The 26668-nt window shown below is 61.0% G+C and carries 23 protein-coding genes; 9 read left to right on the top strand and 14 right to left on the bottom strand.

Translation table 11 applies throughout. The features are described 5' to 3' along the window. Positions 1-424: 424 nt before the first annotated feature. From QMX91_RS04930 to QMX91_RS04915, 4 genes are read left to right on the top strand one after another with little or no spacing between them, the layout of a single operon-like run. Entirely contained in the window at positions 425-1090 is a 666-nt protein-coding gene (locus QMX91_RS04930; protein WP_027611173.1) for an amino acid ABC transporter permease, read from the top strand. Continuing rightward, on the top strand, positions 1071-1730 hold the full coding sequence (locus tag QMX91_RS04925; RefSeq protein WP_098966637.1) for an amino acid ABC transporter permease: 660 nt from the start codon (positions 1071-1073) through the stop codon (positions 1728-1730). Before QMX91_RS04930 ends, QMX91_RS04925 begins: the two co-directional genes overlap by 20 nt. Beyond that, entirely contained in the window at positions 1727-2509 is a 783-nt protein-coding gene (locus tag QMX91_RS04920; RefSeq protein WP_098966639.1) for an amino acid ABC transporter ATP-binding protein, read from the top strand. The genes QMX91_RS04925 and QMX91_RS04920 overlap by 4 nt, the downstream gene beginning before the upstream one ends. After that, complete coding sequence (locus tag QMX91_RS04915) at positions 2506-3387, top strand: transporter substrate-binding domain-containing protein (protein ID WP_134785173.1); 882 nt, start codon at positions 2506-2508, stop codon at positions 3385-3387. Before QMX91_RS04920 ends, QMX91_RS04915 begins: the two co-directional genes overlap by 4 nt. 120 nt (positions 3388-3507) lie before the next feature. Here QMX91_RS04915 and QMX91_RS04910 read toward each other — a convergent pair whose 3' ends face one another. Then, positions 3508-4704 carry an AAA family ATPase gene (locus tag QMX91_RS04910; protein WP_135294732.1) on the bottom strand — a complete coding sequence of 399 codons (1197 nt, stop codon included), beginning with the start codon at positions 4702-4704 and terminating at the stop codon, positions 3508-3510. Positions 4705-4906: 202 nt separating this feature from the next. On the opposite strand from QMX91_RS04910, the gene QMX91_RS04905 reads away from it, so the two are divergent. The 3 genes from QMX91_RS04905 to QMX91_RS04895 are packed head-to-tail and all read left to right on the top strand — an operon-like array spanning position 4907 to position 10121. Further along, positions 4907-6010, top strand: a complete 1104-nt coding sequence (locus tag QMX91_RS04905) for an efflux RND transporter periplasmic adaptor subunit (protein ID WP_096797448.1) — start codon at positions 4907-4909, stop codon at positions 6008-6010. After that, positions 6007-7071, top strand: coding sequence for an efflux RND transporter periplasmic adaptor subunit (locus QMX91_RS04900; RefSeq protein WP_098966644.1), 1065 nt, complete (start codon positions 6007-6009; stop codon positions 7069-7071). Before QMX91_RS04905 ends, QMX91_RS04900 begins: the two co-directional genes overlap by 4 nt. Continuing rightward, on the top strand, positions 7068-10121 hold the full coding sequence (locus tag QMX91_RS04895; protein WP_027611180.1) for an efflux RND transporter permease subunit: 3054 nt from the start codon (positions 7068-7070) through the stop codon (positions 10119-10121). The genes QMX91_RS04900 and QMX91_RS04895 overlap by 4 nt, the downstream gene beginning before the upstream one ends. 101 nt (positions 10122-10222) lie before the next feature. Here QMX91_RS04895 and QMX91_RS04890 read toward each other — a convergent pair whose 3' ends face one another. From QMX91_RS04890 to QMX91_RS04835, 12 genes are all read right to left on the bottom strand, one after another. Continuing rightward, positions 10223-10852: a class I SAM-dependent methyltransferase gene (locus tag QMX91_RS04890; RefSeq protein ID WP_282412341.1), complete on the bottom strand. Its 630-nt coding sequence runs from the start codon at positions 10850-10852 to the stop codon at positions 10223-10225. Between the two features lie 157 nt (positions 10853-11009). Then, positions 11010-11654, bottom strand: coding sequence for a methionine ABC transporter permease (locus tag QMX91_RS04885; protein ID WP_027611182.1), 645 nt, complete (start codon positions 11652-11654; stop codon positions 11010-11012). Beyond that, on the bottom strand, positions 11644-12765 hold the full coding sequence (locus QMX91_RS04880; RefSeq protein WP_282412340.1) for an ATP-binding cassette domain-containing protein: 1122 nt from the start codon (positions 12763-12765) through the stop codon (positions 11644-11646). Before QMX91_RS04880 ends, QMX91_RS04885 begins: the two co-directional genes overlap by 11 nt. A gap of 2 nt (positions 12766-12767) precedes the next feature. Next, on the bottom strand, positions 12768-13577 hold the full coding sequence (locus tag QMX91_RS04875; protein ID WP_098966650.1) for a MetQ/NlpA family ABC transporter substrate-binding protein: 810 nt from the start codon (positions 13575-13577) through the stop codon (positions 12768-12770). Positions 13578-13697: 120 nt separating this feature from the next. Further along, positions 13698-15056 (bottom strand): LLM class flavin-dependent oxidoreductase, encoded by a 1359-nt coding sequence (locus tag QMX91_RS04870; RefSeq protein ID WP_282412339.1) that lies wholly within the window; start codon positions 15054-15056, stop codon positions 13698-13700. Continuing rightward, positions 15056-16249 (bottom strand): SfnB family sulfur acquisition oxidoreductase, encoded by a 1194-nt coding sequence (locus QMX91_RS04865; RefSeq protein WP_282412338.1) that lies wholly within the window; start codon positions 16247-16249, stop codon positions 15056-15058. Before QMX91_RS04865 ends, QMX91_RS04870 begins: the two co-directional genes overlap by 1 nt. Before the next feature lie 23 nt (positions 16250-16272). Then, a complete protein-coding gene (locus QMX91_RS04860; RefSeq protein WP_225137076.1) occupies positions 16273-17514 on the bottom strand; it encodes an SfnB family sulfur acquisition oxidoreductase in 1242 nt (413 codons plus the stop codon). 395 nt (positions 17515-17909) lie between these two features. Further along, entirely contained in the window at positions 17910-18674 is a 765-nt protein-coding gene (locus QMX91_RS04855) for a hypothetical protein (RefSeq protein WP_282412337.1), read from the bottom strand. 465 nt (positions 18675-19139) lie between these two features. After that, entirely contained in the window at positions 19140-19889 is a 750-nt protein-coding gene (gene tcyN, locus QMX91_RS04850; protein ID WP_098966659.1) for an L-cystine ABC transporter ATP-binding protein TcyN, read from the bottom strand. Between the two features lie 4 nt (positions 19890-19893). Continuing rightward, entirely contained in the window at positions 19894-20559 is a 666-nt protein-coding gene (tcyL, locus tag QMX91_RS04845; RefSeq protein ID WP_282412336.1) for a cystine ABC transporter permease, read from the bottom strand. Next, on the bottom strand, positions 20559-21359 hold the full coding sequence (gene tcyJ, locus QMX91_RS04840; RefSeq protein WP_139053612.1) for a cystine ABC transporter substrate-binding protein: 801 nt from the start codon (positions 21357-21359) through the stop codon (positions 20559-20561). The genes tcyL and tcyJ overlap by 1 nt, the downstream gene beginning before the upstream one ends. Before the next feature lie 332 nt (positions 21360-21691). Then, positions 21692-22690 carry a D-cysteine desulfhydrase gene (locus tag QMX91_RS04835; protein WP_103368656.1) on the bottom strand — a complete coding sequence of 333 codons (999 nt, stop codon included), beginning with the start codon at positions 22688-22690 and terminating at the stop codon, positions 21692-21694. 190 nt (positions 22691-22880) lie between these two features. Here QMX91_RS04835 and epsC point away from each other — a divergent pair, with 190 nt between their 5' ends. Further along, positions 22881-23807 carry a serine O-acetyltransferase EpsC gene (gene epsC / locus QMX91_RS04830; protein WP_103368657.1) on the top strand — a complete coding sequence of 309 codons (927 nt, stop codon included), beginning with the start codon at positions 22881-22883 and terminating at the stop codon, positions 23805-23807. A 471-nt stretch (positions 23808-24278) separates the two neighbouring features. Then, positions 24279-26240, top strand: coding sequence for a choline transporter BetT (betT, locus tag QMX91_RS04825; protein WP_282412352.1), 1962 nt, complete (start codon positions 24279-24281; stop codon positions 26238-26240). A gap of 24 nt (positions 26241-26264) precedes the next feature. On the opposite strand, the gene QMX91_RS04820 is transcribed toward betT, so the two are convergent. Next, positions 26265-26525, bottom strand: a complete 261-nt coding sequence (locus QMX91_RS04820) for a hypothetical protein (protein ID WP_025110994.1) — start codon at positions 26523-26525, stop codon at positions 26265-26267. Between the last annotated feature and the right edge of the window lie 143 nt (positions 26526-26668).

The following is a 26668-nucleotide window of genomic DNA, read 5'->3' as shown; positions in this document are numbered from 1 at the left end:
CCCTCTCCCTCGGGGAGAGGGCTGGGGTGAGGGTGCTGTTGATCCTGACCTCAGGTTACCTGAGCCTTCAACGCCCGGCGCAACGCCACGAGCAATTTCACGATGTCCTGCGGATCCAGTCGCTGCGGCACTTTTACGTCCATGTTGTCTTCCTTGTAATGGTTTGGCCGGGGGAGTCTGGCCAAAAGCTGTTCGTCCTTGGAGGGCTTTCGTGCAAAAAAGATCCTTCCTACAGCGCAAGGGAAAATAGCCTTCTTATTCCTTCCCGGCAAACCCACAGGATAGTTTTTTGCGTGATATCAATATGCTTTAACGGTATTTAAATTCTTGTTTTTATACCTATAAAGTCAGCGCCTGCCGGACAGTTACCCGCTGTCCATGGACTGCATGACCGTCGCTTACCGAGCGACGTCCAGGATGCTTCATGACTTTCGATTACGCCTTTATCCTCAGTACCCTGCCGGCCTTTCTCAAGGCTGTGGGCGTGACGCTGCAAGTCGGGTTCATCGCCATCGGCACGTCGCTGCTGGTGGCGCTGCTCAATGCAACGATCCTGGTGTTCCGCACGCCGTACCTGCAAAAACTGGTGGGCCTTTATGTGGAACTGGCGCGCAACACGCCGCTGCTGATTCAACTGTTCTTCGTCTACTTCGCCTTGCCGGCCATCGGCATCCAGGTTTCCGGATTCACCGCGGCAATCATCACCATGACTTTCCTTGGCGGTGCCTACCTCACCGAAGTACTGCGCGCCGGCGTCGATGCGGTGCCGCAGGCGCAACTCGAATCGGGGCGTTCCATCGGCCTGTCCCACGGCCAGTTGCTGCGCTACGTAATCCTGCCGCAAGCGGGGATTCTCAGCTTGCCGTCGCTGTTCGCCAATTTCATTTTCCTGCTCAAGGAAACCACCGTGGTTTCGGCGGTGGCCGTGCCGGAAATCCTCTACACCACCAAGAGCTACATCGCGCTCTATTACAAAACCTACGAAATGCTCGCCGTGCTGACGCTGATCTGCGTGCTGTTGTTCTTGCCGCTGTCGCTGCTGCTCAGCCGCCTGGAAAGGAGGCTCCAGCATGGCCAGTTCGGGTCTTGAACTGCTCTGGGTGTCGTTGCCGCAATTGGCAAAAGGCGCCGGACAAACCCTGTCGATCTCGTTTCTGAGCATCGCCATCAGCACCATTGGCGGGGTGCTCTACGGCGTATTGCGCACGCTCAACGTGGCGTGGCTGAACGCGATCCTGCGAGTCTATCTGGAACTGTTCCGGGCGATTCCGGTGCTGGTCTGGCTTTACCTGCTGTTTTTCGGCCTGCCGATTTTCTTCGGTCTGAGCCTGCCTAGCTTCTGGTGCGCGGTGCTGGTGCTGTCGCTGTGGGGCGCCAGTGAGGTCGGCGAAGTGGCGCGCGGTGCGCTGCATTCGTTGCCGCGCGGGCAGCGTGAAGCAGGGCTGTCGATCGGCCTGAACGCGGCGCAACTGTGCGGCTACGTGCTGCTGCCGCAGGCGCTGAAACGCATGACGCCGCCGACCATCAATGTCTACACGCGAATCATCAAGACCAGCTCGCTGGCGGTGCTGATTGGCGTGGTCGATGTGATCAAGGTCGGCCAGCAGATCATCGAGCGCACCTACGAATCGGTGCTGATCTACGGCGCGCTGTTTCTGTTTTTCTTTTTCATCTGCTACCCGCTGTCGGCCGCCTCGCGCGTGCTGGAGCGGCGCTGGACGCAAGCATGAGCGCATTGATCGAGTTTCAGGGTTTCAACAAATTCTACGGCGAGCAGCAGGTGCTCAAGGGCATCGACCTGCAAGTGCGCAGCGGCGAAGTGATCGTCATCCTCGGCCCCAGCGGTTGCGGCAAAAGCACGTTGCTGCGCTGCCTCAACGGCCTGGAAAGCGCACACAGCGGCAGCCTGAAATTTGCCGGCCGCGAGCTGCTGGACAAGGTCACCGACTGGCGCGAAGTGCGTCAGCAGATCGGTATGGTGTTCCAGAGTTATCACCTGTTCCCGCACATGAGCGTGCTCGACAATTTGCTGCTCGGCCCGCTCAAGGTGCAAAAGCGCCAGCGCCGTGAAGCGCAGCAGCAAGCCGAAGCCTTGCTCGAACGGGTGGGCCTGGCGGACAAGCGCGATGCGTTCCCGCGCCAGCTCTCCGGCGGCCAGCAGCAACGCATCGCCATCGTCCGTTCGTTGTGCATGAACCCACGGGTCATGCTCTTCGATGAAGTCACCGCCGCCCTCGATCCGGAGATGGTCAAGGAAGTGCTGCAAGTGATTCAGGGCCTGGCCCGCGAGGGCATGACCCTGCTGATCGTCACCCACGAAATGGCCTTCGCCCGCGCGGTGGCCGACCGCATCGTGTTCATGGATGCCGGACGCATCCTTGAACAGAACCCGCCCGAGATTTTCTTTACGAACCCGCAAACCGCACGCGCGCAGCAGTTTCTGGAGAAGTTCTCCTTCGTTGCAACACTGCCTGAAACGAATCCGACAAAGGAACTGGAACCGCTATGAAAACTGCCAAGTCATCTCTGTTTTTACTGCCGCTGCTGGGGCTCGCGCTGCTCGCCGGCTGCAACAAATCCGAAGAACCGGCCAAGCCGAAAGTCGCCAGCGAAAGCACCGCGCCAGCCGGTTACCTGGACAAGATCAAGGCCCGCGACAAACTGATCGTCGGCGTGTTCACCGACAAGCCACCGTTCGGTTTCGTCGATGAGGCCGGGCGCTACGTCGGCTTCGACACCGACATCGGTCGGCGCTTCGCCAAGGATCTGCTGGGCGACGAGAACAAGGTCGAGTTCGTGGCCGTGGAGCCGGCGAGCCGCATTCCGTTCCTGCAGAGCGACAAGGTCGACCTGATCCTCGCCAACATGACCGTGACCCCGGAGCGCAAGGAAGCGGTGGAATTCACCAACCCGAACCTCAAGGTCGCGGTGCAGGCGCTGGTGCCGCAAAGCAGCGCGGTAAAAAATCTGGATGACCTGGCGACCCGCACCACTATCGTCACCACCGGCACCACGGCCGATATCTGGCTGACCAAGAATCACCCGGACTGGAAACTGCTGAAGTTCGAGAAAAACTCCGAGTCGCTGCAAGCACTGGCCAACGGTCGTGGTGATGCCTACGCGCAGGACAATCTGGTGCTGTTCAGCTGGGCCAAGCAGAACCCGGGCTACCGCGTGCTGGAGGAAAAACTCGGCGCCGAAGCACCGATTGCCCCGGCAGTGAAGAAGGGCAACGTCGAGCTGCGTGACTGGGTGAATACCGAACTGGCCAAGTTGGGTGAAGAGAAATACCTGCTCAAGCTGTATGACCAATATGTGCGTAAAGAACTGAGCGATGACACCCAGCCTGAGAGTGTGATTGTCGAGGGTGGCAAGTGGCAGGGGTGATTGGCCGTTAAATCTGCGCTGACCTGAAGGCCCTCTTCGCGAGCAAGCCCGCTCCCACAGTTGGAATGCATGCCCCTGTGGGAGCGGGCTTGCTCGCGAAAGCGGTGGTTCAGGCGCCGCTCAATCCGGCCAGTTCCACGCCGGCTCATCCAGCACCCGTTGGCCGACAATCCCGGTCTGCCCCAGCGTCTTCTCCAGCACTATGCAGTTGCACTCGGGATCTTCCTGCAACGCCGAAATCAAGCGTCGCGCATGCGACACCACCCACACCTGACAAGCCTGCGAAGCGCGAATGATCAAGCGCGCCAGCGCCGGCAACAGATCCGGATGCAGACTGGTTTCCGGTTCGTTCAGCACCATCAATGACGGCGGGCGTGGCGTCAGCAGCGCGGCGATCAGCAGCAGATAGCGCAGCGTGCCGTCCGACAACTCTGCCGCCGACAATGGCCGCAGCAACCCCTCCTGATAAAACTCGATGGCAAAACGTCCGCCGGCCAGCGGTGCGATGTTCAGCCGTGCGCCGGGAAACGCGTCGCTGATCGCCGCCTGCAACGCCTCGGGGTCGCCGATTTCATTGATGGTCTGCAGGGCTGCGGCGAGGTCGCGACCGTCGTGGTGCAGCACCGGCGTGCGCGTACCCAGTTGCGGTTGGCGCACCGGGGCGTCGGCGTCGCTGCGAAAGTGATCGTAGAAGCGCCAGCGGCGGATGAACTCGCGCATCTGGAACACCTCCGGCGAACTGCGCAGGCTGCCGATCTGATCGAACAGGCTGTCGAAATTCGGTGTGTGCTGCGCCAGCACGTCCCAACTGCGGCCTTCGCGGGCGCGAATCATCGGGCCATTGCGATCTACCAGCAGGCTGGCCGGACGATAGAGCGGTCCGGCCCAGATGCATTCCCGCTTGATCTGCGGATCGAGACTGAAGCGCGAGGGGCTGGGATGAGTGTCCCCCGGCAGCATGAAATGTCCGTTGGAGTCGGGCAATCCGAGGCTAATCGAATAGCTGAAATCCTCGCCGGCAAACCCCAAGCGCAGACGTTTGACGCCCTGACGCACCGTCGGCTCGACCGCCACTTCGCCGTTGCGCATGCGCCGACTGATGGTTTCCGGCCCGGCCCAGAAGGTCGAATCCAGCCCGCCCTCGCGGGCCAGTGCATTGACCACGCCGCCCTGAGCGGTCTCCGCCAGCAGGCGCAAGGCCCGATAGAGATTGGACTTGCCGCTGCCGTTGGGGCCGGTGATCAGGTTCAGCCGGCCCAGCGGAATCACCAGTTTGTTGATCGAGCGGTAATTGGCCACCGCGAGGGTCTTGAGCATGAAAATCCTTCTCTTGAGGCGACCATTGTAGGAGCTGCCGAAGGCTGCGATCTTTTGATCTTGCTTTTGTAAAGTCAAAAGATCGCAGCCTGCGGCAGCTCCTACAGGGGAAATATAGAGATCACGCAGGCGAACGTTGAACCCTGTTCTAAGCTCACAGTCGTATCGTCACTTGCACGTTCGTACACAGGAAGGAGTCTGCATGGCGAGTCCCGGATTGAAAACAGTTGTCGTGCTGAGCCTGCTCACGTTGCTGACCGCTTGCGGCAAGAAAGAAGCCCCGGCGGAGTACCTGCCACGGGTCTTTGTGCAAGAGGTCAAACCGGCGGACTATGCCGCTGCCGTGACTCTCACCGGTGACGTGCAGGCCCGGGTGCAGACCGAACTGTCGTTCCGGGTCGGTGGCAAGATCATCCAGCGCATGGTGGATGTCGGCGACCGGGTCAGCGCCAAACAGGTACTGGCCAAGCTCGATCCCAAGGATTTGCAGACCAACGTCGATTCCGCGCAAGCCCAGGTCATCGCCGAACAGGCGCGGGTCAAGCAGAGTGCGGCGGCGTTCGTGCGTCAGCAGAAGCTGCTGCCCAAGGGCTACACCAGCCAGAGCGAATTCGATTCCGCACAAGCCGCCTTGCGCAGCAGCCAGAGCGCCCTGAGCGCGGCGCAGGCGCAACTGGCCAATGCCAAGGATCAACTCAGTTACACCTCGCTGGTCGCTGACGCCCCCGGCATCATTACCGAGCGCCAAGCCGAAGTCGGCCAGGTGGTCCAGGCCACCGCGCCGATTTTCAAACTGGCCCGCGATGGCGATCGTGACGCGGTGTTCAACGTTTATGAGTCGTTGCTGGCTGAGCGCCCGGCGGAGCGTTCGATTGTCGTCAGCCTGCTCGACAACCCCAACATCAAGACCACCGGCACGGTGCGCGAAATCACCCCGGCGGTGTCGGCGCAGTCCGGCACGGTGCAAGTCAAGGTCACCCTCGACAGCCTGCCACAGGGCATGCAGCTCGGCTCGGTGGTCAGCGCCACGGCCAAGGGCAGCGGCAAGTCGGCGGTGGAATTGCCGTGGTCGGCGCTGACCAAAAACATCAGCGATCCGGCGGTGTGGATGGTTGACGACAAGGGCGAAGCGCAGCTGCACAACGTCACCGTCAGCCGCTACCTGATCGGCAAGGTCATCATCAGCGACGGCCTCAAGGGCGGTGAGAAAGTGATTGTCGCGGGTGGGCAACTGCTGCACCCGGGGATGAAAGTCGAAATCGCCGAAAACACCTACGAAGGTCTGCAACCGGGAGCACAGCCATGAAGCGTCTGGGGCTGTTGTCCATCGGCGTGCTGCTGGCTGCCTGCTCGAAAAGCGAGCCACCGCCGGAGCCGGTGCGGCCGGTGCTGTCGATCAAGGTACAGGCGCTGAACGAGGAAACCCTCGGGCGTTTCGCCGGCAGCATTCAGGCGCGTTACGAGAGCAACACCGGGTTCCGTGTCGGCGGGCGCATTGCCAGTCGCAACGTTGATGTCGGCGCCGAGGTGCAAAAGGGTACGCTGCTGGCGACCCTCGACCCGTCCGATCAGCAGAACCAGTTGCGTTCGGCCCAAGGCGACCTGGCCAAGGTTCAGGCGCAACTGATCAACGCCCAGGCCAATGCCCGTCGGCAGCAAGCGCTGTTCGATCGCGGGGTTGGCGCGCAGGCGCAACTGGACATCGCCACCACCGACCTGAAAACCACCCAGGCCTCGCTCGATCAGGCGCGGGCGGCGGTCAACCAGAGCCAGGATCAACTCGCTTACACCGAACTGCGCGCCGACCACAAAGCCGTGGTCACCGCGTGGAATGCCGAGGCCGGGCAAGTGGTGACAGCAGGTCAGCAAGTGGTGACCCTGGCGCAACCGGACATCAAGGAAGCGGTGATCGATCTGCCGGACACGCTGGTCGATGAAATTCCTTCCGACGTGGTGTTTCTGGTGGCCGGGCAACTCGACCCGAGCATCAACACCACCGCAACCATTCGCGAAATCGAACCGCAGGCCCAAAGCGCCACGCGCACCCGCCGCGCGCGGCTGACCCTGGCCAACACGCCGGACGGTTTCCGCCTCGGCACGGCGATCAGCGTGACCCTCAGTTCGGCGATCAAGCCGCGCATCGAATTGCCTGCCACCGCCCTGCAGGAAGCCGACGGCAAGACCCGCATCTGGGTGATCGACACCCAAAGCAAAACCGTCGCGCCCCGTGACGTCAGCGTGATCAGCCGCACCGACGGCACGGTGGTGCTGGCCGGCGGGGTCAAGTCCGGCGAGCAGGTGGTCACCGCAGGCGTTAACAGTCTCAAACCCGGACAAGCCGTGAAACTCGACGAGGACAGTCAATGAAAGGCTCTTTCAATCTCTCCGAATGGGCCCTCAAGCATCAGTCGTTCGTCTGGTATCTGATGTTCGTCGCGCTGCTGATGGGGGTGTTTTCGTACTTCAATCTGGGCCGTGAAGAAGACCCCTCGTTTACCATTAAGACCATGGTCATCCAGACCAAATGGCCGGGCGCGACCCAGGAGGAAACCCTCAAGCAGGTTACCGATCGCATCGAGAAAAAGCTCGAGGAGCTCGACTCCCTCGACTACGTGAAAAGCTACACACGCCCCGGTGAATCTACGGTCTACGTGTACCTGCGCGACACCACCAGCGCCAAGGACATCCCGGAGATCTGGTACCAGGTGCGCAAGAAGATCGATGACATTCGCGGCCAGTTTCCCCAGGGCATTCAAGGCCCCGGGTTCAACGACGAGTTTGGCGATGTGTACGGCTCGGTCTACGCGTTTACCGCCGACGGCCTGACCATGCGCCAGTTGCGCGACTATGTGGAGCAGGCCCGCGCCGAGATTCGCAACGTCCCGGGGCTGGGCAAAATCGAAATGATCGGCCAGCAGGACGAAGTGATTTACCTGAACTTCTCCACCCGCAAACTCGCCGCGTTGGGCATCGACCAGCGTCAGGTGGTGCAGAGCCTGCAATCGCAGAACGCCGTGACCCCGGCGGGGGTGATCGAGGCCGGCCCGGAGCGCATTTCGGTGCGCACCTCGGGGCAGTTCGCTTCGGAGAAGGATCTGGCCGAGGTCAATCTCAAGCTCAATGACCGCTTCTATCGTCTGGCCGATGTCGCCGACATCAGTCGCGGTTACGTCGACCCGGCCACGCCGGAATTCCGTTTCGACGGCAAGCCGGCAATCGGTCTGGCGATTGCCATGCAGAAGGGCGGTAACGTCCAGGAATTCGGCAAGGCGCTGCACCAGCGGATCGACCAGATCACCGCTGATTTGCCGGTTGGCGTCGGCGTCCATACGGTGTCCGATCAGGCCGTGGTGGTGGAAGAGGCGGTCGGCGGTTTCACCAGTGCGCTGTTCGAAGCGGTGGTGATCGTGCTGGTGGTTAGCTTCATCAGCCTCGGCGTGCGCGCCGGGCTGGTGGTGGCGTGCTCGATTCCGCTGGTGCTGGCGATGGTCTTCGTGTTCATGGAATACAGCGGCATCACCATGCAGCGGATTTCCCTCGGGGCGCTGATCATCGCCCTTGGCCTGCTGGTGGACGACGCGATGATCACCGTGGAGATGATGGTCACGCGCCTGGAAATGGGTGAGACCAAGGAGCAGGCGGCGACATTCGCCTACACCTCGACGGCATTCCCGATGCTCACCGGTACGCTGGTGACCGTCGCCGGTTTCGTGCCCATCGGCCTCAACGCCAGCTCCGCCGGCGAGTACACCTTCACCCTGTTTGCGGTGATCGCGGTGGCGATGCTGGTGTCGTGGGTGGTGGCGGTGTTCTTTGCGCCGGTGATCGGTGTGCACATCCTCAGCACCAACGTGAAACCCCATGAAGCCGAGCCGGGCCGCATCGGTCGGGCGTTCAACGGTGGTTTGCTGTGGTGCATGCGCAATCGTTGGTGGGCGATCGGCATCACCGTGCTGCTGTTTGTACTGGCGGTGTTCTGCATGCGCTTTGTGCAGAACCAGTTCTTCCCGTCGTCGGATCGCCCGGAAATTCTCGTCGACCTGAACCTGCCGCAAAACGCCTCGATCGACGAAACCCGCAAGGCCGTGGACAAGCTCGAAGCCACGCTCAAGGGCGATCCGGACATCGTGCGCTGGAGCACCTACATCGGTCAGGGTGCGATCCGTTTCTACCTGCCGCTCGACCAGCAATTGCAGAACCCGTACTACGCGCAACTGGTGATCGTCAGCAAGGATTTCGAGGCCCGTGAGGCGCTGAGCCAACGCCTGCGCGAGCGTTTGCACAAAGACTTCGTCGGCATCGGCAGTTACGTGCAGGCGCTGGAAATGGGCCCGCCGGTGGGACGTCCGATTCAGTATCGGGTCAGCGGCAAGGACATCGATCAGGTGCGCAAGCACGCCATTGATCTGGCGACCGAACTGGACAAGAACGAACACATCGGCGAGATCATTTACGACTGGAACGAGCCGGGCAAAGTCCTGCGCATCGACATCGCCCAGGACAAGGCGCGTCAGCTCGGGCTGTCCTCGGAAGATGTGGCGAAGTTGATGAACAGCATCGTCAGCGGCTCGCCGTTGACCCAGGTCAACGACGACATTTACCTGATCAACGTGGTCGGCCGGGCGGTGAACTCGGAACGCGGCACGCCGGAAACCCTGCAGAACCTGCAGATCGTCACACCCAACGGCACGTCGATTCCGCTGCTGGCGTTCGCCACTGTGCGTTATGAGCTGGAGCAGCCGCTGGTGTGGCGTCGCGACCGCTTGCCGACCATCACCATCAAGGCTTCGGTGCGTGATGAGATCCAGCCGACCGATCTGGTGAAACTGCTCAAGCCGTCGATCGATGCCTTCGCTGAAAAACTGCCGGTCGGCTACAAGGTCGCCACCGGGGGTACGGTCGAGGAAAGCGGCAAGGCCCAAGGGCCGATCGCCAAGGTCTTGCCGTTGATGCTGTTCCTGATGGCGACCTTCCTGATGATCCAGCTGCACAGCGTGCAGAAGATGTTCCTGGTGGCGAGTGTCGCGCCGCTGGGGCTGATCGGCGTGGTGCTGGCGCTGGTGCCGACCGGGACGCCGATGGGCTTCGTGGCGATCCTCGGGATTCTGGCGCTGATCGGCATCATCATCCGCAACTCGGTGATCCTCGTGACGCAGATCGATGAATTCGAGCGCAACGGCTCTGCGCCATGGGATGCGGTGGTGGAAGCGACCGAGCACCGCCGCCGACCAATCCTGCTGACCGCGGCGGCGGCGAGCATGGGCATGATTCCGATTGCCCGGGAAGTGTTCTGGGGGCCGATGGCCTACGCGATGATTGGCGGGATCGTGGTGGCGACGTTGCTGACCCTGCTGTTTCTGCCGGCGCTGTATGTGGCCTGGTACAAGATTCGCGAGCCGCAGAAAGAGACCCGCTAAAAGCGAGTGCTGCGCACTCTATTCGCGAGCAAGCCCGCTCCCACAGGGGGTATGCATTCCAACTGTGGGAGCGGGCTTGCTCGCGAAGGCGTCAGAACTGACTACGCAGATTTACGCCAGACGCTGGCCAGCCAAGGCTGTTGCTCGCGCGGCAATCCCGCCGGCCGGTAGTAATGCTCAAGCTCGACAAACCCCGCTGCCGTGAGCAACCCGCGCCACGCTTCCAGATCGTGGTACGAACCATAGCGCGGCCCATTCCAGCCCTCACGGTTATCCCCGCGCGGATTGGAACTGAACAACACCCCGCCCGGTTTCAACGTGCCATGCAACTGCTTGAGCACTCGCGGCAACTCCTGCAACGGCACATGAAACAGCACCGCATTGGCGAAGATTCCGTCGAAGCGCTCGGCCGGCAGATCAAGTTTCAGAAAGTCCTGACACCACACTTCACAGCCACTGTCTTCGCGGGCCATCTGCGCAAATTTTTCCGCGCCATCGAGACCGACCGCGACATGGCCCAGGCGGGTGAACGCATGCAAGTCGCGCCCCGGGCCGCAACCGAAATCGAGAATCGTGAACGGCGCAGTGCCGTGGATATGCCGTAGCAGCGCGTCGATGTTCTGGCTGACATCGTGGTCGCGGGTGCCTTCGCGGAAGTCTTCGGCCACCGAGTTGTAGTGGCCGAGGGTGGTGGCGGTGATCTGTTCCAGATCGGTGGGGGTTTGCTTCATGGTCGAGGGCTGCGCGGCAGTTGGGATTCGCCGAATATACGCCAACCAGCGGGGCCGCTGCGCAGCCCATCGCGAGCAGGCTCACTCCTACATTTGAAATGCGTCCCCTGTAGGAGTGAGCCTGCTCGCGATAGCGGTTTCAGAGGTGCGGCATGACTTAGCGCTTGTTCAGGCCCCGTGCCAGACGATCTCCACCCAACTGAATCACCGCCACCAACGCCACCAGCAACACAATCACCGTCAGCATGATCTGGCTGTCAAAACGCTGATAACCGTAGCGGTAAGCGATATCGCCCAAACCACCGGCACCAATCGCCCCGGCCATGGCTGACGAGTTGATCATTGTCACCAGCGTAATCGTGAACCCGCCAACAATCCCCGGCAGCGCTTCAGGCAACAGCACGTGCCAGACGATGTGCCAGCGCCGGCAGCCCATGGCCTGCGCCGCCTCGATCAAGCCGTGATCGACCTCACGCAGACTCACTTCGGCAATCCGCGCAAAGAACGGCGTCGCGGCGATGGTCAGCGGCACCACCGCCGCCCACACACCGTACGTGGTGCCGACAATCAGTCGGGTAAATGGAATCAGCGCGACCATCAGAATCAGAAACGGGATCGAGCGGAACAGATTCACGAACGCGCCCAGCGCCCGGTTGAGCAGCGGCGCCTGGTAGATCCCGCCCTTGTCGCTGGTGACCAGAATCACCGCCATCGGGATCCCCACCAGCAACGCGATCAGCGACGACACGCCGACCATCAGGAAGGTGTCGATGAATCCCTGGAGCAAACGATCAAACCACATAACCCGATACCTCCACTCGTTGCGCCCACTGCCCGGCGCGCTCACGCAATTGTTCGGCGCTCAGGGCCGAGCCGCTGACCGCCAGTAACAGTTGTCCCAGCGCATGGCCCTGAATCCGCTCGACGCCGCCCTGCAGCAACTTCACGCGTCCGCCGAGGGCGGCGAACAGCGCTGCCAGATCCGGCTCGTCGCTGGCACTGCCGGTGAACTGTAAACGCAGCACCACCGCCGCCTCGGAGGAGGGCGGCTGGGCATGCAGACGGCTTTGCAGTTCTGCCGGCAAGGCGTGTTGCAGCGGCGCGAGCAAGGTCTGGCTGACCTCGTGCTGCGGATTGCCGAACACTTCCCAGACCGGGCCCTGCTCGACAATCCGCCCGTGTTCCAGTACCACCACGCGGTCGCAGATTTCGCGGATCACCGCCATTTCATGGGTGATCAACACGATGGTCAGGCCCAGGCGTCGGTTGATCTCGCGCAGCAGGCCGAGGATCGACTGCGTGGTCTCGGGATCGAGCGCCGAAGTGGCCTCGTCGCAGAGCAGAATGTCCGGATCATGCACCAATGCGCGGGCGATGCCGACTCGCTGTTTCTGTCCACCGGAAAGCTGCGCCGGATAAGCCTTGTGCTTGGCTTGCAGGCCGACCAGTTCGAGCAGTTCACGGACCTTTTTTTCCCGCTGTTCCTTCGGCACGCCCGCGACTTTCAGCGGCAGTTCGACGTTCTGCCACACGGTCTTGGCCGACATCAGGTTGAAGTGCTGGAAGATCATGCCGATGCGCCGGCGCAGGGCGACCAGACGGTCTTCGTCGAACTCGCCGATGTCGACCTGATCGATCAGCACCCGCCCCGAAGTCGGTTGCTCCAGACGATTGATCGTGCGGATCAGCGACGACTTGCCGGCGCCGCTGCGACCGATGATGCCGAACACCTCGCCGCGCTGGATCGCCAGATCGATGCCTTGCAGGGCCGCGACCGGGCCTTGCCGCCCCTCGTAAGTTTTACCCAGGCCGATGAAGCGCACATGGGCGCGATTCAGCTCGGGATGCAGTTCGGTTTTTTCAGCATTTTTTGGCTCTGGAATCTCCAGTCGCCGTTGGATCGCGGCCGTCATGTTCAGCTTTCCCAACCGGCCTGATACAGCTTGCCGTGAGCCTTATCCAGCGCGGCGCGAACGGCCGGCGAGTGCTGGTAGATGTCGACGAATTTGATCAGGCGCGGGTCGTCTTTGCTCTTGGGCTGGATGACGAACTGGATCACGTATTCCTTGTGGTCGAGACCGTCGAACAGCAGCGCCGAGCCGGCATCGAAGGTTTTCGCCAGACGGATGTAGGCCGGGTAGCCCTGGACCAGATCGGCGTCATCGTAGGCGCGCACCAGTTGCACGGCTTCGACTTGCAGGATCTTGATCTTCTTCGGGTTGGCGACGATGTCGTCTTCGGTGGCCTTGTAGCCGACCCCCGGTTTCAGGGTGATCAGACCAGCCTTGGCCAGCAGTTGCAGACCGCGACCGCTGTTGATCGGGTCGTTGGCGATGGCGACGCTGGCGCCTTCAGGCAACTCGTCGAAGCTTTTGTATTTTTTCGAATAGAGGCCGACGTTGTTGATGATCCCCGGGGCGAACGGCACCAGGTCAAAACCGGAGGCGGCCTTGGCGTTTTCGAGGAACGGGATGTGCTGGAAGTAATTCACATCGATGTCGCCGGCGGCGAGGCTGACGTTCGGTGCGATCCAGTCGGTGAACTCCACCAGCTCGACTTTCAGGCCTTGTTTGGAGGCCTCTTCGACGGCGGCTTCCAGGGGAATCGCGAAGGCGGCGGTGGTGCCGATTTTAAGGGGTGCATCGGCGGCGAACACCGCCGAGCTGAAAAGGCCGAAGGCCAGGGCCAGTGCTTTGACTGGGTGGGACAGAAGTTTCTTGGTCATGGTGTGGTTTCCAGTCAGTGCAAAAAATTGTGGTGTCTGATCGGGCCTCTTCGCGAGCAAGCCCGCTCCCACATTTTGGAATGCGTTCCCCCTGTGGGAGCGGGCTTGCTCGCGAAGCTTTTAGTGGCGAAATGAAGACCCGATGTGTTGCTCTGGGAGTTGCGCCGCCCCGTGAAACAGCTTCTCGCGCAAACTGCCACTCTCATACGCAGTTTTGTACGACCCACGCCGTTGCAGCTCCGGAATCACCAGCTCAATGAAATCGACATAGCTTTCCGGGGTAACGATGCGCGTCAGGTTGAAGCCGTCCAGCCCGGTTTCGGCGATCCACGCTTCCAGTTCATCCGCCACCTGCTCAGGCGAGCCGACCACGGTGATGTAGCGGCCACCGAGGGCGTGCTGATCGAGCAATTTGCGTCGGGTCCAGTCGTTGTTCTGCAGGTTCTTGGTCGCGGACTGGATGGCATTGCTCTTGACGTACTGGATCGGTTCGTCGATTTCGTACTGGGAAAAGTCGATGCCGGTGGAGGCTGAGAAATGCGCGACGCCGGCCTCGGCGCTGGCATAACTCAGGTACTCGGCGTGCTTGGCCCACGCGGCTTCTTCGGTCGCGCCGACGATCACGTTGAGGCCCATGAACACCTTGATGTCCTCGGGATTGCGTCCGGCTTCGACGGCGCTGGCGCGGACCTTGTCCACCTGCACTTTGGTCGACGGTTTGTTCTGGCCGCTGATGAACACGCACTCGGCGTGACGCCCGGCGAACAGCAAACCGCGGTCCGAACTGCCAGCCTGGAACAGCACCGGCGTGCGCTGCGGCGACGGCTCGCAGAGGTGATAACCCTCGACCTGATAGAACTCGCCGTGGTGCTCGACCTTGTGCACCTTCTCCGGCTGCGCATAGATGCGCTGCTCACGGTCATTGAGCACCGCGCCGTTTTCCCAACTGCCTTCCCAGAGTTTGTAGAGCACTTCGAGGTACTCGTCGGCCTGATCGTAGCGCCGGTCATGCTCGACCTGTTCGCGCAGGCCCATGGCCTTGGCGGCGCTGTCGAGGTAACCGGTGACGATGTTCCAGCCGACCCGACCCCTGCTCAGATGATCGAGCGACGACATGCGCCGGGCGAACAGATAGGGCGGCTCGTAAGTGAGGTTGGCGGTGAGGCCGAAGCCGAGGTTTTTCGTCACGGCGGCCATCGCTGACACCAGCAGCAGCGGGTCGTTGACCGGCAACTGGATCGACTCTTTGAGCGTGACGTCCACCGAGTTCTGGTAGACGTCGTACACGCCGACGATGTCGGCGATGAACAGCCCGTCAAACAGCCCGCGCTCCAGCAACTGCGCCAGCTCGGTCCAGTATTCAATGGTGTTGTAGCGCGTCGACGTGTCGCGTGGATGCGTCCACAGGCCATGGTTGATGTGGCCGATGCAGTTCATGTTGAACGCGTTGAGCAGGATCTTCTTTTTCGCGGCGCTCATCAGATGGTCCCTCGCAGCGGAGGCTTTTCATCGTTGAGGTAGTAATTGCCCACCGCGTGATACTTCCAGCGCACCGGGTCGTGCAGGGTGTGCACCCGGGCGTTGCGCCAGTGGCGGTCGAGGCCGTGTTCGATCAGGGTCGCCTGACTGCCGGCCAGTTCGAACAGGGTGCTGCCGGCGGCGAGCGAGATTTCAGTGCTGATCGCCCGTGCTTCGGCGACGGCAATCGACGCGGCAGCGACGGTTTCGGCATTGGTCTCGGCCTGGGCCTTGTCGAGGAATTCGCCAGAGCGCTCAAGCAGCGCTTCGGTGGCGTGCAGGCGAATACTCAAGTGGCCGAAGCTCTTCAGGGTCAGCGGGTCTTCGGTGGCCTTGTCGTTACCGGAGTCGATCCACGGACGGGTCTTGCTGCGCACGAAGTGCAGGGCATCTTCGTAAGCGGCGCGAGCGATGCCAGTGTCGATGGCGGCGTGAAGGATCTGCGCCAGCGGGCCGACCGTGGTCGGACGCTCGAAAGCGCTCTGGAACGGGATCACGTCCTCGGCAGCGACATAGACGTCTTCGAACACCACCGAACCGCTGCCGGTGGTGCGCTGGCCGAAGCCGCTCCAGTCGTCGATCACTGTCAGGCCTTGGCTGTCACGCGGGACGAAGGCCAGTTGCTGCACGCCGTTTTCATCGACGACGGAAGTCGGGATACGCTGCGCGTAGATCGCGCCGGTCGCGTAAAACTTGCGTCCGTTGATGCGATAGCCGTCGCCGTCACGCTTGAGGCTGGTGACGCGGTCGTGGGCGGTTTTGGTACCGAGTTCCGCCAAGGCGTTGCCGAAGCGCTGGCCGGCCAGCACCTCGGCGTACTGCCGCTGTTTCTGCTCGTGGCTGCCGTTAACGCGCAGCACTTCAAGGGCGTAAAAGTGGTTTTGTGGAATCTGCCCGAGGGAGCCGTCAGCCTGAGCGATCAGGGCAATGACTTTGGCCAGGGTCACGTTGGACACACCGGCGCCGCCATACTCCTTGGGGACGCTGATGCCCCACAGGCCAGAGCGGGAAAATACGTCGAGCTCCGGCAGTGGCAGGCGGCGTTCACGGTCGCGCACGGCACTGTCGCGTTTGAAATCTTCGGCCAGGTCGCTGGCGACAATCAGGGCTTGCTCATCGCTGGTGATGACCGCGACGGGGTGAGAATAAGTCATATGCTTCTCCAGATGTCTGGTCGTTAAATCCAGGAATGGCGAGCCGGCAAAGTGCCGTTGAGGCGATAGGCGCCGACCGCGTGATACTTCCAGCGCACCGGGTCGTGCAGGGTGTGCACCCGGGCGTTGCGCCAGTGGCGATCAAGGTTGAATTCGGCGAGGGTCGCGCGGCTGCCGGCCAGTTCGAAGAGTTTTTCGCTGGCCTGCAGCGAGATCTCGGTGGTCAGCACTTTGGCCTCGGCCACCGCAATCGAAGCGCGGGCGGCGGACTCGGCGGTCAGCGGCGCGGCATGGACTTGGTCGAGCACTTTGCCGGCCTTGCGCAACAGTGCTTCAGCCGCGTGCAGTTCGATTTTCAGTTTGCCGATGTCGGCGATCACGTAGAGGTCATCGCTGGCGCGCTCAACCTTGGCGTCGATCCAGGGCCGCGCGCGAGTTTTGACGAACTCGATGGCATCGTCGATGGCGCCACGGGCGATGCCGGCGTCGATGGCTGCCTGAATCAGCTGCGACACCGCGCCTTGAGTGTTGGGCTTCTCGTTGATCTTCCAGTTATCGACGACCAGGCTCGACTCGACGCGCACGTTGTTCAGCAGAATCGTGCCGCTGGCAGTGGTGCGCTGACCGAAGCCCGACCAGTCATCAACGATGCGCAGGCCCGGGGTGCCACGGCGGACGAAGGCCAGCACTTGTTTGCCGTCGTCATTGAGCGCCTTGACCGCCACCCAGTGCGCGAACAGCGCGCCGGTGGAGTAGAACTTCTGGCCGTTGATCACGTAATCGTCGCCGTCGGCGGTGATGCGCGCTTTCAATTCCAGGGTGTTTTTGGTGCCGCGCTCAGGACCCGCATTGCCGATGCGCCAACCTTCCAGAACACTCTGGAACAGCTGTTTTTTCTGCGCTTCGGTGGCGCTGCCGAGTACCAGATTGATAATGCCGAACTGGTTCTGCGGGATCTGTCCCAGCGCCGGATCGGCCGCGGAAATGATCGCGAACACTTCGGCCAATGTGACGAATGAAACCTGTGGGCCGCCGTACTCACGCGGGATGGCAATGCTGCCGAGGCCGCTGCGGGTGAACTGTTCGATTTCCGACCATGGCAGCTTGCGCTGGCGGTCGCGCTTGGCGGCCTGCGCGCGGGCGACTTGCGCCAGTTCGTGGGCAGCCTTGATGGCTTGGGCGTCGTTGCGCAAAACCTGCGCGGGCAACAACAACGGGGCGATGTCCAGATCCGACTGGACGTTTGCATCGGCCAGACTGGACATCAGTGCCGCTCCTTGGCTGCACGCAATGCCCTGGCGATTTGCACTGGGGTGATTGTGTTCCGGACCATACTACCTACCTCACATCTCATGAAAAACGCCGCAAAAGTGCGGCGAACGAAAGAATGTCCGGTGGTCCGGTCCATATACCCTAAGCGTGTATAAATATTAAATAAACTAACTTTTAGGAATATGTATAGAAGGGGCGGTGGTCGGGTTGGTTAACAGGCTCTCAGCCGTGGCAATACAACCTGTGGTGAGGGGATTCATCCCCGACAGGCCGCGCAGCGGCCTTTTCTGAGTCATAAAAAACGGGATTGCTTCGCAGTCCATCGGGGCGGTGCGACGTTTCGCTAAATCACCTCACTACAAAGCCCCATGAGCACAGGAATGCGGCATCAATCCTTGGTCGATTCAGCAGCCTTCAGCGCTTGGCGCAGCGGCACCTTCAGATAAGGATTCACGCAACCGATCTTCAGCGTCCGGGGCGGCGCCCAGCGTGAGTTGTTGCCCACCCAGTCGATGACGCAGTAGGTCACGTCCAGGCGCAGATCCTCACCGCCCTCGACGATCACTGCCGGTGGCACCCAGACCTGAATCGGCAGGCCAACATCGGCAGCGGTGATCCGGGCCAGGTCCATACGCACGTCGCCCCAGCGCAAGGTGATGGCGTCGTCCTCGGCCATGTTCAGGTAGGGTTCGATGGTCAGCGGCACGCCGCGTTTGATCTGATTGGGGTTCACGCCCTGGCGGCGGATGGTGTCGGGCAGCGTGACGGGCGCCAGTTGCTGATTCTCGTCACCGCAGAGCGGCGAAGGCTGGCCGCCAGGGCAGTCGAGCTTGACCTGAACCCGCGTTGCCGCCGACAGCGCCGGCCCCTGACCGACTTGCATCACTCGATAGTGAATCCGTGCGGTGCCACTGGCGATAAAGCTTTCCGGCACCCGCAGGCTGATCGAGGCGCCGACGTCTTCGCTGGTCAAGACTCGCGAGGCGACGTAACAGTTGTTCCAGAACAGTTCGATCAGATCACCGGCGTCCATGCCGGAGTAGGGCAGGACATCGATCAGCAAATGCGCGGCAGCGGCCAGATTGATGGCGTTTTTGGATGCGGACGCCAGATTCGGCGCTGCCAGTTCGGGGGCGTGCGAAGTGCGGGTCATCGGGTTCTCTCCTTGAAGTCTTGCAGCGAATTCCATTTCTTGAAACAACAAAAGGCGTGATGAATCGGTAATACAACCGTGAACTTTGTTCGGGCTGAGTAAGCGTTGATTCAACTAATGGGTGCCGGTTGGCGACTAGATAAGAGCGTGCCGGAAAGAGTGTCAATAGAGTGCCTTAGTTAATCTGTGAATTACCGATTAATCAGAAGCGTCCTACGCTGACGAGGCATCCTGCCTAGCGGTGATGGCGAATGGAACTACGGTTTTTCGCGAGTTTTGCGATTTTTGTGCCGGTCGATTTAGATCATTTCACAGGCACGAAAGCGCGCCGCAGATTACTTGTATCTGTTGCAGAACATATATGTATTGTTTTGACAGGTTTAAGCTGGAGGGATTTGGAAGTTTTCAGGCGCGGTAAGTAAAACTTCCGTCCATGGAAGTTAATGACTCAAGACAATAAGTATCTCAGGCGTGATTCAGGAACTTGCTGAGGAACTGTCTGGTGCGTTCTTCTTTCGGGTTGGCAAACAACGCCTTGGCTTCGCCTTGCTCGACGATCACGCCCTTGTCGAAAAACACCACACGGTTGGCCACGTCGCGGGCGAAACCCATTTCGTGGGTGACGATGACCATGGTGCGTTTTTCTTCAGCGAGACCGCGAATGGTCGCCAGTACTTCGCCCACCAGTTCCGGGTCGAGGGCCGAGGTCGGCTCGTCGAACAGGATCACTTCCGGCTCCATCGCCAGCGCCCGGGCAATCGCCACGCGCTGTTGCTGACCGCCGGACAGACGACGCGGATACGCATCTTCCTTGCCGGCCAGACCGACCTTGGCCAGCAGCTTCATGCCCAGGGCAACGGCTTGCTCGCGCGGCATCTTCTTGACCACGATCGGCCCTTCGATGACGTTTTCCAGTGCGGTGCGGTGGGGGAACAGGTTGAAGTTCTGGAACACGAAACCCACGTGCTGGCGCAGGTTGCGCACCAGACTCTGCTGCTGGCTCAGCGGGCGGCTGGTATCGATCTCGATATCGCCGACCTTGATCCGGCCGCTGGTGGGCTCCTCAAGGAAATTCAGGCAGCGCAGGAACGTGGTCTTGCCCGAACCGCTGGGGCCGATGATGGCCACGACCTCGCCTTCCTTCACCTCAAGATCGATGCCCTTGAGCACCTCTTGACCCTTGAACTGCTTTGTCAGTTTTTCCACGACAATCATGGGGTCAGGACTCCTGGTCGTGCCGATTGGCCCGCTCTTCCAACTTGTTCTGCAGGTGCGACAGCACCGTGGCCAGAATCCAGTAGATCAGCGCGGCGGCAAGATACATGGTGAAGACTTCGAAAGTCCGGGCGGTAATCAGTTGCGCCTGGCGGAACAGTTCCGGCACCTGAATGGTGGCGGCCAGTGCCGTGTCCTTGACCAGCGAAATGAAGCTGTTACCCAGCGGCGGCAGTGCCGTGCGCATGGCCTGCGGCAGAATGGCCCGGCGCAAGGTTTGCGCGCGGGTCATGCCGATGCTTGCGGCGGCTTCCCACTGGCCGCGCTCGATCGAACCGATTGCCGCACGTAGGATTTCACAGGCGTAGGCAGCCATGTTCAGCGAGAAGCCGATCAGCGCCGCTGGCAGTGGATCCAGTTCCAGACCCAATTGCGGCAAGCCGTAATAGATCACGAACAGTTGCACCAGCAACGGCGTGCCGCGAAAGAACGACACGTAGATGCGGGCAATCCAGATCACCAGTTTGAAGCGCGACAGGCGCATCAACGCCAGGCCGAAGCCCAGCAGCAAGCCGAAGAACATGCCGCCCAGACTGAGGATGACCGTGTAATACGCGCCCTTGAGCAGAAAGGGCGCGGAGTCCAGTGCGAGTTGGAAAGCTTCTTCCATTATTTGGTGACGTCAGCGTTGAAGTATTTCTTCGACAGCTTCTCAAGGGTACCGTCGGCACGCAGTTCGTCGAGAGCCTTGTTCACCGCAGCCAGCAGCTCAGGCTCGCCTTTGCGCAGGGCGATACCGGATTCCTGACGGGAGAACGCTTCACCGGCAGCCACGGTTTTCGGGGCTTTCTTGGCGTATTCAAGTGCAGCCAGACGGTCGATCAGGATGGCGTCGGTGCGGCCGTTGTTCAGGTCGGCGAACTTGGTCGGATCATCGTCGTAGGTACGCACGTCAGCGCCCGGCACGTTGGCGCGGACCCATTGTTCGTAGTTGGTGCCCAGGCCGACACCGACTTTCTTGCCGGACAGATCGGCGGCAGTCTTGATGTTCAACTTGGCTTCCTTGTCCTTCAGCACCAGCGCCTGAATCCCGGAAACGGTGTACGGCTCGGAGAAGTCATACTTCTTCTTGCGTTCGTCGGAGATGGTCACCTGGTTGACCACGACGTCGAGACGTTTGGATTCCAGCGCAGCGAGGATACCGTCCCACTTGGTTGGCTGAATCTTGGCTTTGACGCCGAGTTTCTGCGCCAGTGCTTCGGAGAGTTCGACTTCGAAACCGGACAGTTTGCCGTTCTCGTCAACGAAGCTGAACGGTGGATAAGTGCCTTCCAGGCCGACGTTGATAACGCCTTTGTCCTTGATCTGTTTCAGTTGCTCACCGGCGGTAGCCTGGCCGATCAGGCCGGCGCTCAGTGCAAGGCCCAGCGAACCTACCAGCAGATTGCGACGTAGTGCGGAAAAATTCATGACAAGCCCCTGTGTTTTCTTATGGAAGACGCTTAAGGAAGGTTGGCGAATCCGGGAATTGAACGACTGCGTTATCGTGCCCTAAAGCAGCTTATGCGTCTTGCCCGAAATTCGCCTGCGGCGAGACTATAAGATGTCTGCTTTAGACTTGAAAATACTTAATGATCTTTCTGTTATTCCAATTTCGAATATAGATGATCAATTGTGGCGAGGGGATTTATCCCCGATGGGGCGCGAAGCGGCCCTCTCTTCTGACTTGAAGAGCAGGGGACTGCTGCGCAGTCCAACGGGGATAAATCCCCTTACCACAGAAATTCTTGCAGCAGGGAGGATCAGCTTGTCAGCGAATCCTTATAGGCAAACAACGCCGGCGCCCCACCGGTATGCAGGAAGATGATCGGGCCCTCGTCGAAACGCTGGCGGCCGATCCCGTCGAGCAACCCGGCCATGGCCTTGCCGGTGTATACCGGGTCGAGCAGCACCGCGTCCTGACTGGCCAACAGTTTCACCGCCGCCAGTGTCCCGGCATTCGGTTCGCCGTAACGCGGGCCGAAGTATTCGTCCCACAACTCGACCTTGAAGTTCACTGGTAATTTCACACCCAGCAGCTCCGCCGTGCGTTCGGCCAGACCCTGCACTTTCGGGCGCTGATCTTCTTCGCTGCGCGAGACGGTCACGCCGATCACCGGCAACTGCGGCAGCGCTTCGCTCAAGGCCAGCGCCAGACCGCTGTGGGTCCCGGCGCTGCCCGAGGCCAGCACCACGGCGGCGAAATTCAGGCCGGTGTCCTTGATCTGTTCCGCCAGTTCCAGACCGGCACGTACGTAGCCCAATGCACCCAGGGCATTCGAGCCACCGATCGGCACCAGATACGGTTTTTTGCCATTGCTGCGCAGGCGCACAGCGAGTGCGGCGAGTTGTTCGTCGGCGTTGTCGAGGTTGTCCACCAGCTCGACCTTGGTGTCGAACAGATCCAGCAGCAGGCGGTTGCCGTTGCCGGTGTAGTTGCTGTCGTCGGTGCCCAGCGGATTCTCCAGCAGCGCCACGCACCCCAGGCCGAGTTTGGCCGCCAGCGCGGCGGTCTGGCGCACGTGGTTCGATTGCAGGGCACCGGCGGTGATCAGCGTGTCGGCGCCCTGAGCGAGGGCATCGGCGGCGAGGTATTCGAGTTTGCGCAGCTTGTTGCCGCCCATGGCCAGCGGCGTCAGGTCATCGCGTTTGATGTACACATCGCGACCCAGCCAGGCGGATAGACGTTCAAGTTTTTCCAGCGGCGTGGGTTGGCCGAGCAGGTCGAGACGGTTAAAGCGATCCAGCTGTTGTTTGATCATGAGTCCGTACTGGCGGAGAAAGATGACAGGACTATAGGCACGCCGTTTTAGCGGGGCAACCGTGAATTGCTTATAGCCAAATGTGCTTAGTCCAGCACTATCGGTTCTTAATTCGCCCTCACGGGCATGCCGTAAAGTAGTCGCCGTTGACGCGGCCAGACCGTCCGGCCGCCCGTGAGGAGTCTTTACCGTGAGCGAGCGTTCCAGCCATTGGCAATTGCAGACCATCGTCAGCCAACTGCGTACCGCGCGGGATCAGTGGCGTACCCAGAATGGCCGGGCCAGCGGCGAGCAGGGTGGTCGCGAGTTACCGTCCCGCGCGGCGATGGCCGAGATTCTCGAGGCGCTGTGTGGTGCGTTGTTCCCAATGCGGCTGGGGCCGGTGGATCTGCGTGAGGAGAGTGAGGACTTCTATGTCGGGCATACCCTCGATGCAGCCCTGAATGCGTTGCTGGCGCAGGCGCGGCTGGAGTTGCGTTATGTCGCGCGGCACAGCGCTCAAGGCGATGCTGATGTCGAAGCTCAGGCGATCCGTATCATTCAGGATTTCGCCCTGGCCTTGCCGGGCCTGCGCAGCCTGCTCGATACCGACGTGCTGGCCGCCTATCACGGCGATCCGGCGGCGCGCAGCGTCGATGAAGTGTTGCTGTGCTATCCGGGAATTCTGGCGGTGATTCACCATCGTCTGGCGCACCATTTGTACCGCGCCGGGTTGCCGTTACTCGCGCGAATCAGCGCGGAGATTGCGCATTCGGCCACCGGCATCGATATCCATCCAGGCGCGCAGATCGGCCGCAGCTTTTTCATTGATCACGGTACCGGTGTGGTGATCGGCGAGACCGCGATCATTGGCGAGCGGGTGCGGATCTATCAGGCCGTGACTTTGGGCGCCAAGCGCTTCCCGGCGGATGAAGACGGGCAGTTGCAGAAGGGCCATCCACGCCATCCGATTGTCGAGGACGACGTGGTGATTTATGCCGGCGCGACAATTCTGGGACGGATCACCATCGGCCAGGGTTCGACCATCGGCGGTAATGTGTGGCTGACGCGCAGCGTGCCGGCAGGGAGTAACCTGACTCAGGCCAATCTGCAGCATGATGACGGGACGCAGAAGTAAAACATCAAAAGCCACCCTCACCCCAGCCCTCTCCCCGGGGGAGAGGGAGCCGACGGAGGTGTCTGGCGCTATACATCGACCTGAAAAAAACAGTCGATTATGGATTCGGTACAGCAAGATCAGGTCAGCGAAATTCTCAAGCATCCCCCAATCAGTCCCCTCTCCCCCCGGGAGAGGGTTAGGGTGAGGGCGCTTTTGACTTTGATTTTTCCACTGAACGAATCCCCTCAAACCCGCGTCATACCCCTCCTTGGGCTATTGTAGGAAAACTACCGCCTGGCCCTGCGATTAGTCCTTACCACCCTATCCATGTTTAACTTGAACGTTCATTCAAGTTAAACCGGTGGTTCGCTGCCCGCTCACAACAGGAGGCTTGCCTTTGCTGAGTCCGATCATTTCAGCCACGTTTCAACCCCTCGAGGTGCACGTTTCATGAGTGCATCGTCTACCCCCGCCAGCGGTCTGGTGCGCATGAATCCGCCGGTGTTCTACTTCGCCGCGACGGTGATTCTGCTGTTTGGTCTGGTTGTCATCGCCATGCCGGAGCAGGCCGGCGCCTGGTTGCTGACTGCGCAAAACTGGGCGGCCAACACGGTCGGTTGGTACTACATGCTCGCGATGACCCTGTATCTGGTCTTCGTGGTGGTCACCGCGTTATCGGGCTACGGCAAGATAAAACTCGGTGCCGACCACGACGAACCCGAGTTCAGTTACCTGTCCTGGGCCGGCATGCTGTTCGCCGCCGGGATCAGTATCACGCTGTTTTTCTTTTGCGTGTCGGAGCCGCTGACGCACCTGGCCCAACCGCCGCAAGGCGAGGCCGGCACCGCCGATGCAGCGCGCCAGGCGATGCAGATTCTGTTTCTGCACTGGGGCCTGCACGGCTGGGGCGTGTTCGCCTTCGTCGGCATGGCGCTGGCCTATTTCGCCTACCGGCATAACCTGCCGCTGGCCTTGCGTTCGGCGCTGTACCCGCTGATCGGCAAGCGCATCAACGGCCCCATCGGCTACGCGGTGGACGGCTTCGGCATCATCGCCACGGTGTTCGGTCTGGGCGCCGACATGGGCTTCGGCGTATTGCACCTCAACTCCGGTCTCGACTACCTGTTCGGCATCGCACACACCCAGTGGATTCAGGTCGGCCTGATCACGCTGATGATGGGTGCGGCGATCATCGTCGCCGTGTCGGGTGTGGACAAGGGTGTGCGGGTGATGTCCGACATCAACATGCTGCTGGCCTGTGCGCTGCTGCTGTTCGTGTTGTTCGCAGGGCCTACCCAGCACCTGCTCAACACGCTGATCCAGAACCTCGGCGATTACCTCGGCGCGTTGCCGATGAAGAGTTTCGACCTCTATGCCTACGACAAACCGAGCGACTGGCTCGGCGGCTGGACGGTGTTCTACTGGGCCTGGTGGATTGCATGGTCGCCGTTCGTGGGACTGTTCATCGCGCGGATTTCCCGTGGCCGGACCATCCGCGAATTCGTCTTCGGCGTGCTGCTGATTCCGCTCGGTTTCACCCTGGCGTGGATGTCGATTTTCGGCAACAGCGCCATCGATCAGGTGCTCAACCACGGCATGTCGGCGCTGGGCATGTCGGCCCTCGACAATCCGTCGATGAGCCTTTACCTGCTGCTGGAAACCTACCCGTGGAGCAAGACTGTCATCGCGGTGACGGTGTTCATCAGCTTCGTGTTTTTCGTCACTTCCGCCGACTCCGGCACAGTGGTGCTTTCGACCCTGTCGGCCAAGGGCGGCAACCCGGACGAAGACGGGCCGAAATGGCTGCGAGTGTTCTGGGGCGCGATGACCGCGCTGGTGACCAGTGCGCTGCTGTTCTCCGGCAGTATCGATGCGCTGAAATCGGCGGTGGTGCTGACCTCGTTGCCGTTCTCGATGATTTTGCTGCTGATGATGTGGGGCCTGCACAAGGCGTTCTATCTGGAATCGCAGAAGCAGATCGCGCAACTGCATTCGCTGGCACCGGTCTCCGGTTCGCGGCGTGGCACGGGCGGCTGGCGCCAGCGTCTGAGTCAGGCGGTGCACTTCCCGTCGCGTGACGAGGTGTACCGCTTCATGGACACCACGGTGCGCCCGGCGATTGAAGAAGTGACGGCGGTATTCGTCGAGAAGGGCTTGAACGTGGTCACTCAGCCGGATCCGGCGCACGACAACATCAGCCTGGAAATCGGCCACGGTGAGCAGCATCCGTTCATCTATCAGGTGCAGATGCGCGGCTATTTCACGCCGTCGTTTGCTCGGGGTGGCATGGGGTCCAAGCAACTCAACAACCGTCGCTATTACCGCGCTGAAGTGCACTTGAGCGAGGGCAGTCAGGACTACGATCTGGTCGGCTACACCAAAGAGCAGATCATCAACGACATCCTCGACCAGTACGAACGCCACATGCAGTTCCTGCATCTGGTGCGTTGATCGGCAACTGAGCGCCGGGACGTTTCACGACTCGGCGCTCAGCACCATGAACAACACCATCGCCGCCATCGGCACCCCGAACACCGCACTGCCCACCGCGATCTCCGAACCCAGCGGCTGCCCGGCATGCACCACCCCCACCGCACCATTGATCACCGTCAACGCCAGCCACAGCGCGGCGAAGCTGTAGGCCAGGGTCTGCCGGCTGAAGCCAATGCGCTCGCCGATGTAGAGCATCAGGGCGAGCAGGACCAGGCCGAAGAAGATGATGATTGCGGTGTGCATAGGCGTGCCTGCGGGTCATGCGGTGCTTGATCGGACGCTTTCGCGGGCAAGCCCGCTCCCACAGTGATCTCGGTCATTCACAGATTCTTTGTACAACCAAAATCCTGTGGGAGCGGGCTTGCCCGCGAAGGGGCCACCTCGGT

The sequence above is a fragment of the Pseudomonas sp. PS01299 genome, assembly GCF_029960145.1.
GTDB lineage: Bacteria > Pseudomonadota > Gammaproteobacteria > Pseudomonadales > Pseudomonadaceae > Aquipseudomonas > Aquipseudomonas putida_A.
The sequence above is the reverse complement of the archived record's forward strand: the minus strand, read 5'-3'. Positions and strand labels throughout refer to the sequence as shown.